Source organism: Arenimonas sp., from assembly GCF_041919775.1.
GTDB lineage: Bacteria > Pseudomonadota > Gammaproteobacteria > Xanthomonadales > Xanthomonadaceae > Arenimonas.
On sequence record NZ_JAYRTE010000001.1, the window covers coordinates 264,006 to 270,853 of the forward strand.

Here is a 6,848-nt window from a genome sequence, read left to right on the forward strand (position 1 = left end):
AACACGGCGGCCGCGCGGCTTCGGTTCAGTTAGCCATGAATTTGCGGTGCGCGTGCACCGACATCACCATGCCGAAACCCACCAGCAGCGACACCGCCGAGGTGCCGCCGAAGCTGACCAGCGGCATCGGCACGCCCACCACCGGCAGCAGGCCGGCGACCATGCCGCCGTTGACGACGACGTAGACCGAGAAGGTCATCGCCAGCGTGCCGGCCAGCAGGCGGGCGTAGCCGTCGCGGGCCTGGGTCGCGATCCACAGGCAGCGGCCGATCACGAACAGGTAGATCGCGAGCACGGTGACCACGCCGGCCCAGCCGAACTCTTCGCTGAGCACCGAGAACACGAAGTCGGTGGTGTGTTCGGGCAGGAAGTCCAGGTGCGACTGGCTGCCCTGCCCCCAGCCCTTGCCGGTGAGCCCGCCCGAGCCGATCGCGATCTTGGACTGGATGATGTTCCAGCCGGCGCCCAGCGGGTCGTTTTCCGGATTTATGAAGGTGAGGATGCGCTCGCGCTGGTGCGGCAGCAGGAAGGGCCAGGCCGCCGGCAGCGCCGCCAGGCCCAGGCCGGCGGCCAGGCCGATGCGCCACCAGGCGATGCCGGCCAGGAAGATCGCGAACACGCCCGACGCCGCCACCAGCATGCCGGTGCCCAGGTCCGGCTGCTTGACGATCATCGCGACCGGCACGCCGATGATGGCCGCGCACACGCCCAGCACGCGCCAGCGCGGCGGCAGCGGCACCGAGTGCAGGTACCAGGCCAGCATCATCGGCACGGTGAGCTTGAGCAGTTCGCCCGGCTGCAGGTAGAACACGCCCAGGTTCAGCCACAGGTTGGCGCTGCGCCCGGTGCCGAACACGAACACGGCCGCCAGCAGCACCAGGCTGCCGGCGTAGGCCAGGGGCGTCCACAGGCGGAACTTCGCCGGCGTCACCCGCGACAACAGCAGCAGCGCGACCAGGCCCACGCCGAAGCGCGCACCCTGGGAGACCACCATGCGCGTGTTCTCGCCCGAAGCGCTGGCCAGCACGACCAGGCTGACCACCATCAGCGCCATCAGCGCGAGCAGCAGCGGCAGGTCCACCTTCTCGAACAGGCGGTCGAACAGCTCCCGGCCCCAGCGCAGCACGGCGATCATGGCGCGACCTCGTCGGCGACCGGCAGCAGCCAGGCGTCCATGATGCGGCGGGCCACGGGCGCCGCGGCGGTGCTGCCCGATCCGCCGTGTTCGACCAGCACGACCACGGCGATGGCCGGCGCCTCTGCCGGTGCGAAGCCGATGAACCAGGCCTGGTGACGCAGGTGGTAAGGCAGGTCCTTGGGGTTCATGCGCTCGGTACCGCGGCGGCTGACGCGCTGGGCGGTGCCGGTCTTGCCGGCCATGCGGTAGGTGGCGCCGGCGGCGGCGGCGCGGGCCGAGCCGGTGGGTCCGTGCATCACTGCCACCATGCCTTCGTTCACCGCCGCCAGGTCCTCTGCGCTTCTGATCACCCGCCGGCCGGGCAGCTGCGGCTCGGGCTGCAGCGGCTGGTTGAAACCGGCCTGGCTGGCCTGCAGCAGGTGGGGCCGGTAGAGCACGCCGCCGTTGGCAAGCACCGCCGTGGCCCGGGCCAGCTGCAGCGGCGTGGTCACCCAGAAGCCCTGGCCGATGGCGGCGTTGACGGTGTCGCCCGGGAACCAGTTCTGGTTGTACTGCATGCGCTTCCAGTGCCGCGACGGGCGCACGCCGGGAAGTTCGCCGGCGAGGTCGATGCCGGTCGGCTGGCCGAAACCCAGGCGTTCGAAGAAGGGGTCGATGCGGTCGATGCCCAGTTCGACCGCGAGCTCGAAGTAGTAGGTGTTCACCGACTGCGCCAGCGATTCGCTGAGGTTGACCCGGCCGTGGCCGCCGGGGCGCCAGTCGCGGTAACCACGCGCCTGGCCCGGCAGGAAGAATTCACCGGTGGACAGGGTTTCGTATTCGGGCGTGCGGATGCCCGCTTCCAGCGCCGCCAGCGCCATGAAGGGTTTGATGGTCGAACCCGGCGGCGCGCCGCCGAGCACGTTGCGGTTGAACAGCGGCCGCGACGGCGCCTGCAGCGCCTGCCAGTCCGGATGGCTGATGCCGTTGATGAACAGGTTCGGGTCGTAGCTGGGCAGGCTGACCATGGCGAGGATCTCGCCGTTGCGCGGGTCGATGGCGATCGCGGCGCCGTGCTGGCCTTCGAAGGCGTCCACCATCGCCTGCTGCAGGCGGGCGTCGACCGTCAGGCGCAGGTCGGTGCCGGGCGTGGCCGGCTGCCGGCGCACCACGCCCAGGGCGCGGCCCTCGACGTTGGTTTCGACTTCCTCGTAGCCGATTTCGCCGCGCAGGCGGTCTTCGTAATAACGCTCGATGCCGGCCTTGCCGATGTGGGTGAGCGCGGCGTTGCGGCTGTCGCCCATCGCCGCGAGGTCGTCGGCGTCGACGCGGCCGACGTAGCCGATCACATGCGCGAAAAGCTCGCCATAGGGATAACGCCGGGTCAGGTAGGGCACGACCTCGACGCCGGGGAAGCGGTGCCGGTTGACGGCCAGCCGCGCGAGTTCGCCTTCGCTGAGCCGGAGTTTGAGCGGAACCGGGCGGAAGCTGCGGGTGGCGCGACGCGTCTGGCGGAAACGTTCGATGTCCTCGGGATCCAGCTCGACCAGCCCGGCCAGGCCTTCGAGCGTGGCGTCGAGGTCCTGCACCTGCTCGGCGACGATTTCGAGCCGGTAGGCGGGCACGTTGTCGGCCAGCAAGCGGCCGTTGCGGTCGTAGATCAGGCCACGCGCGGGCACGATCGGCCGGGGCTTGATGCGGTTGGCATCCGAACGCAGCTGGTACTCCTCGTGTTGCAGCACCTGTAGCCGGAAATAGCCCGCCGCCAGCCCGAGCAGTGCCAGCGCGATGCCGATGAAACCGACGATGGCGCGGCGGTCGAACTGCGCCGCCTCGGCGTGCAGGTTCTTGAGCTTGCGGCGCGGGATGCTGCGCATGGCGTCAGCTGGCGCGGTCGCGCGTGCGCAGGCGCAGCCCGTCGAGCAGCAGGAACAGCCAGGGCCAGAGCGCGAAGCCCAGCACCGGCGACAGCCAGGTGGTCCAGTGCATCCAGCCGTTGCCGGCCATTGCGTGGATGGCCTGGTCGACCAGGCGATCGTTGAGCAGCAGCGCGAACACCGCCGAGGCCTGCTGCCACAGCGGGAAGAAGCGCAGGCGGGCGCGGAAGCGCTGGACCAGGAAGGCCATCACCACCAGGCGCAGCGCCTGCTCGCCCAGCAGGGTGCCGGCGACCAGGTCGGCGGCCAGGCCGGCGATGAAAGCGGTGCCCAGGCCCACCCGGTCCGGGGTCTCGAGCAGCCAGTAACACAGCAGCATGGCCAGGATGTAGGGGCGCGCCAGGTCCATGCCTTCGGGCAGCGGCACCACCATCAGCAGCAGCGCCAGGAAAAGGCCGCCGTAGAGCAGCCAACCGGAAGGACCCCGGTTCATTCGGTCGGCTCCGGCGGGTCGGTGGCGTCGGCCTGGCCGGCGTCGCCGCCCGGCGCCGACGCGGCGGGGGCTTCTTCCGGCACCGGCGGATCCGGCAAGGCCGGGCCGGCGTCGAGGCCGTCGATGCGGTTGCTCACCAGCAGCACTTCCACGCCACGGTCCAGGCGTGCGGCGGGACGGGCCTCGGCAACGACGAACAGCTGGGTTTCATCCGGCTGCACGCTCTCGACCGTGCCGACCGGGAAACCCGCGGGGAAACGCCCGCCGATGCCCGAGGTGACCAGCCGGTCGCCGACGCGGATGTCGCCGCTCTGCGGGATGCTTGGCAGGCGCAGCATGTCGGTGCGACCGGTGCCGTAGGCAATCGCCCGCAGCCCGGTGCGCGCCACCTGCACCGGCACGGCGTGTTCGGGGTCGGTGAGCAGCAGGGCGGTCGAGTGCCGCGGGGTGACTTCGATGACCTGGCCGAGCACGCCGCCGGCGTCGATCATGGCCTGCCCCAGCTGCACGCCGTCGTTGCTGCCGGCATCGAGCACGATGCGCTGGCGGGAAGGGTCGAGGTCGACGTCGATGATGCCGGCCAGCTGGGCATCCAGGCGAAAGCCGCGGGTGCCGCCGAGCAGTTCACGCAGACGCTGGTTTTCCTCGGCGACCGCAAGCAGCCGGTGCAGGCGGCTGGCGTTGACCTGCAGTTCGCGATGCAGGCGTTCGTTTTCCTGCTGCAGGCCCGAGCGGCTGCTGAAGAACTCGCCGGTGCCGTCAGCCAGGCGGCCGGGTGCGGCCGCCAGCCACCAGACCGGTTCGGCCAGCATCGACAGGTGCACGCGCGCCTTCGCGGCGAAGCCGCCGCGCAGGTCGGCCACCATCAGCACGATGGCGACGGCGAGGTAAGCCAGCAGCGGTAGGGTGCTGCCGGCGCCGTCGGTCAGGCGCGGCGCCGGGTTTCCAGGGTAGGCCACGGCGTCATCCGGGTCAGGATTGCGCCTGCAAGCAGGCTCACTCGGCCGAGAAGAACTCGTTGCCGTGCATGTCGATCAGTTCCAGCGCCCGGCCGCCACCGCGGGCGACGCAGGTGAGCGGATCGTCCGCCACGTGCACGTGCAGGCCGGTTTCCTCGGAGATCAGCTTGTCGAGGTCGCGCAGCAGCGCACCACCGCCGCTGAGCACGATGCCGCGTTCGGCGACGTCGGCGCACAGCTCCGGCGGGGTCTGTTCCAGCGCCTGCTTGACGGCGCTGACGATGCCGCTGAGCGGTTCGTGCAGGGCTTCGAGCACCTCGTTGGAATTGATGACGATCATGCGCGGCACGCCCTCGGCGAGGTTGCGGCCCGACACTTCGAACTCCTTGACCTGGGCCTGCGGGAACGCGCAGCCGATCTCGAGCTTGATGCGTTCCGCGGTGGTCTCGCCGATCAGGGTGCCGTGGTTGCGGCGCACGTAGTTGATGATGGCTTCGTCGAAACGGTCGCCGCCGATGCGCACCGACTGCGAGTAGACGATGCCGTTGAGCGAGATGACCGCGACTTCCGAGGTGCCGCCGCCGATGTCGATGACCATCGAACCGCGGGCTTCGTCGACCGGGATGCCGGCGCCGATCGCGGCGGCCATCGGCTCTTCGATCAGGTAGACCTCGCGGGCGCCGGCCTCTTCGGCCGACTCCTTGATGGCGCGACGCTCGACCTGGGTCGAACCGCAGGGCACGCAGATCAGGACGCGGGGGCTGGGCCGCAGGAAACGCGACTTGTGCACCTTCTTGATGAACTGCTTGAGCATTTCCTCGGTGTGGGTGAAGTCGGCGATGACGCCGTCCTTCATCGGGCGATGCGTGGTGATGTTGCCGGGGGTGCGACCCAGCATCTTCTTGGCCTCGGCGCCGACCGCGGCGACCTCGCGGCCACCCGCGCCATGGCGCACGGCAACCACCGACGGCTCGTTCAGGACGATGCCCTGGCCACGGACGAAAATAAGGGTGTTGGCGGTTCCGAGGTCGATCGAAAGATCGTTCGAGAACAGCCCGCGGAGCTTCTTGAACATGCGGGAGCGCCCGTTAAATGTAGGGTTTCGGGGGGTGGGCTAGCGTAGCAACCACCCTCGCACGCGGCAAGGTAAAAACCCGTTATCCCGTGCCTTGCGGCGGGGGCCGCGCTAACATGTGCGCCTTTGCGGGCGGCTGTCCCGCCCCTGCCCCGAGAGGTCCCGAACGATGGCATCCGCCCTGATCTGCGGCTCCCTGGCCTACGACACCATCATGGTGTTCCAGGACCAGTTCAAGAACCACATCCTGCCGGACAAGGTGCACATCCTGAATGTGTCCTTCCTGGTGCCGCGGATGCGCCGCGAATTCGGCGGCTGCGCCGGCAACATCGCCTACAACCTCAAGCTGCTGGGCGGCAATCCGATCCCGATGGCGACCGTCGGCCAGGACTTCGAGCCCTACCGGGAGCACTTCGAGGCCTGCGAGATCCGGCTCGACCACGTGAAGACGCTTCCCGACCTCTACACCGCCCAGGCCTTCATCACCACCGACCTGGACGACAACCAGATCACCGCCTTCCACCCGGGCGCGATGATGCGTTCCTACGAAAACCACGTCCGCGACGTGAAGGACGTGGGCTTCGGCATCGTCGGGCCGGACGGTTACGAGGCAATGCTGCAAAACTCCAGCGAATTCGCGGAGTTGGAGATCCCGTTCATCTTCGACCCGGGCCAGGCCATGCCGCTGTTCAACGGCAAGGAACTGACCCAGATGATCGAGCAGTCCACCTACGTCACGGTGAACGACTACGAGTCGAACCTGCTGCAGGAAAAGACCGGCCTGTCGGAGAAGGACATCGCCGAGCGGGTGCAGGCCTACATCATCACCCGCGGCCCGAAGGGTTCAGAGGTGCATACGAAGGGCGGCGGTGAACTGCACATTCCGGCCGCCACGGCGATGCGCGTAGTCGATCCCACCGGCTGCGGCGACGCCTATCGCGCCGGCTTGATCTTCGGCCTGATGAACGGCATGGACATGGCCACCACTGGCCGCATTGCCTCGCTGATGGGCGCCCTGAAGATCGAACACCTGGGGCCGCAGAACCAGCGCTTCGATTACGAGGAGTTCGCCGAGCAGTTCCGGCAGCAGTTTGGTTACGCGCTGCGCTGAGCAGCCCGCCAGGGTTTACGGAAAAGCCGCCTTCGGGCGGCTTTTTTGTTGCCCGGGGTTTCCCGGCGCAAAGAAAAACCCCGCCTTTCGGGCGGGGTTTTAGGGGTAAAGCCCCTGGCGATGACCTACTCTTGCATGGCTTAGGCCACACTACCATTGGCGCAGCTGCGTTTCACTTCCGAGTTCGGGATGGGATCGGGTGGTTCCACAGCGCTA

General features: G+C 68.7%; 6 protein-coding genes and 1 rRNA gene. 1 reads left to right on the forward strand and 6 read right to left on the reverse strand.

What is annotated here, in order from left to right; translation table 11 throughout:
• Positions 1–25: 25 nt before the first annotated feature.
• From rodA to ACE3TE_RS01270, 5 genes are read right to left on the reverse strand one after another with little or no spacing between them, the layout of a single operon-like run.
• The gene (rodA, locus tag ACE3TE_RS01250) at positions 26–1,135 is read right to left on the reverse strand and encodes a rod shape-determining protein RodA (RefSeq protein ID WP_374601449.1); all 1,110 of its coding nucleotides are present in this window, start codon (positions 1,133–1,135) and stop codon (positions 26–28) included.
• On the reverse strand, positions 1,132–2,994 hold the full coding sequence (gene mrdA / locus ACE3TE_RS01255) for a penicillin-binding protein 2 (RefSeq protein ID WP_374601451.1): 1,863 nt from the start codon (positions 2,992–2,994) through the stop codon (positions 1,132–1,134). Before mrdA ends, rodA begins: the two co-directional genes overlap by 4 nt.
• A gap of 4 nt (positions 2,995–2,998) precedes the next feature.
• Positions 2,999–3,487, reverse strand: coding sequence for a rod shape-determining protein MreD (mreD, locus tag ACE3TE_RS01260; protein ID WP_374601453.1), 489 nt, complete (start codon positions 3,485–3,487; stop codon positions 2,999–3,001).
• Positions 3,484–4,446 (reverse strand): rod shape-determining protein MreC, encoded by a 963-nt coding sequence (gene mreC, locus ACE3TE_RS01265; RefSeq protein ID WP_374601455.1) that lies wholly within the window; start codon positions 4,444–4,446, stop codon positions 3,484–3,486. The genes mreD and mreC overlap by 4 nt, the downstream gene beginning before the upstream one ends.
• Before the next feature lie 37 nt (positions 4,447–4,483).
• Positions 4,484–5,521, reverse strand: a complete 1,038-nt coding sequence (locus ACE3TE_RS01270) for a rod shape-determining protein (RefSeq protein ID WP_374601457.1) — start codon at positions 5,519–5,521, stop codon at positions 4,484–4,486.
• Between the two features lie 169 nt (positions 5,522–5,690).
• Between ACE3TE_RS01270 and ACE3TE_RS01275 the strand changes: the two genes are divergently transcribed.
• Positions 5,691–6,632 carry a carbohydrate kinase family protein gene (locus tag ACE3TE_RS01275; RefSeq protein ID WP_374601459.1) on the forward strand — a complete coding sequence of 314 codons (942 nt, stop codon included), beginning with the start codon at positions 5,691–5,693 and terminating at the stop codon, positions 6,630–6,632.
• Between the two features lie 112 nt (positions 6,633–6,744).
• Here ACE3TE_RS01275 and rrf read toward each other — a convergent pair.
• A 5S ribosomal RNA gene (gene rrf, locus ACE3TE_RS01280) occupies positions 6,745–6,848 on the reverse strand; the annotation flags it as partial.

Coding starts and splice junctions, on each gene's coding strand:
- mreD (WP_374601453.1), bottom strand. CDS start 3,487: ATGAACCGGGGTCCTTCCGGTTGGCTGCTCTACGGCGGCCTTTTCCTG.
- mrdA (WP_374601451.1), bottom strand. CDS start 2,994: ATGCGCAGCATCCCGCGCCGCAAGCTCAAGAACCTGCACGCCGAGGCG.
- rodA (WP_374601449.1), bottom strand. CDS start 1,135: ATGATCGCCGTGCTGCGCTGGGGCCGGGAGCTGTTCGACCGCCTGTTC.
- ACE3TE_RS01275 (WP_374601459.1), top strand. CDS start 5,691: ATGGCATCCGCCCTGATCTGCGGCTCCCTGGCCTACGACACCATCATG.
- ACE3TE_RS01270 (WP_374601457.1), bottom strand. CDS start 5,521: ATGTTCAAGAAGCTCCGCGGGCTGTTCTCGAACGATCTTTCGATCGAC.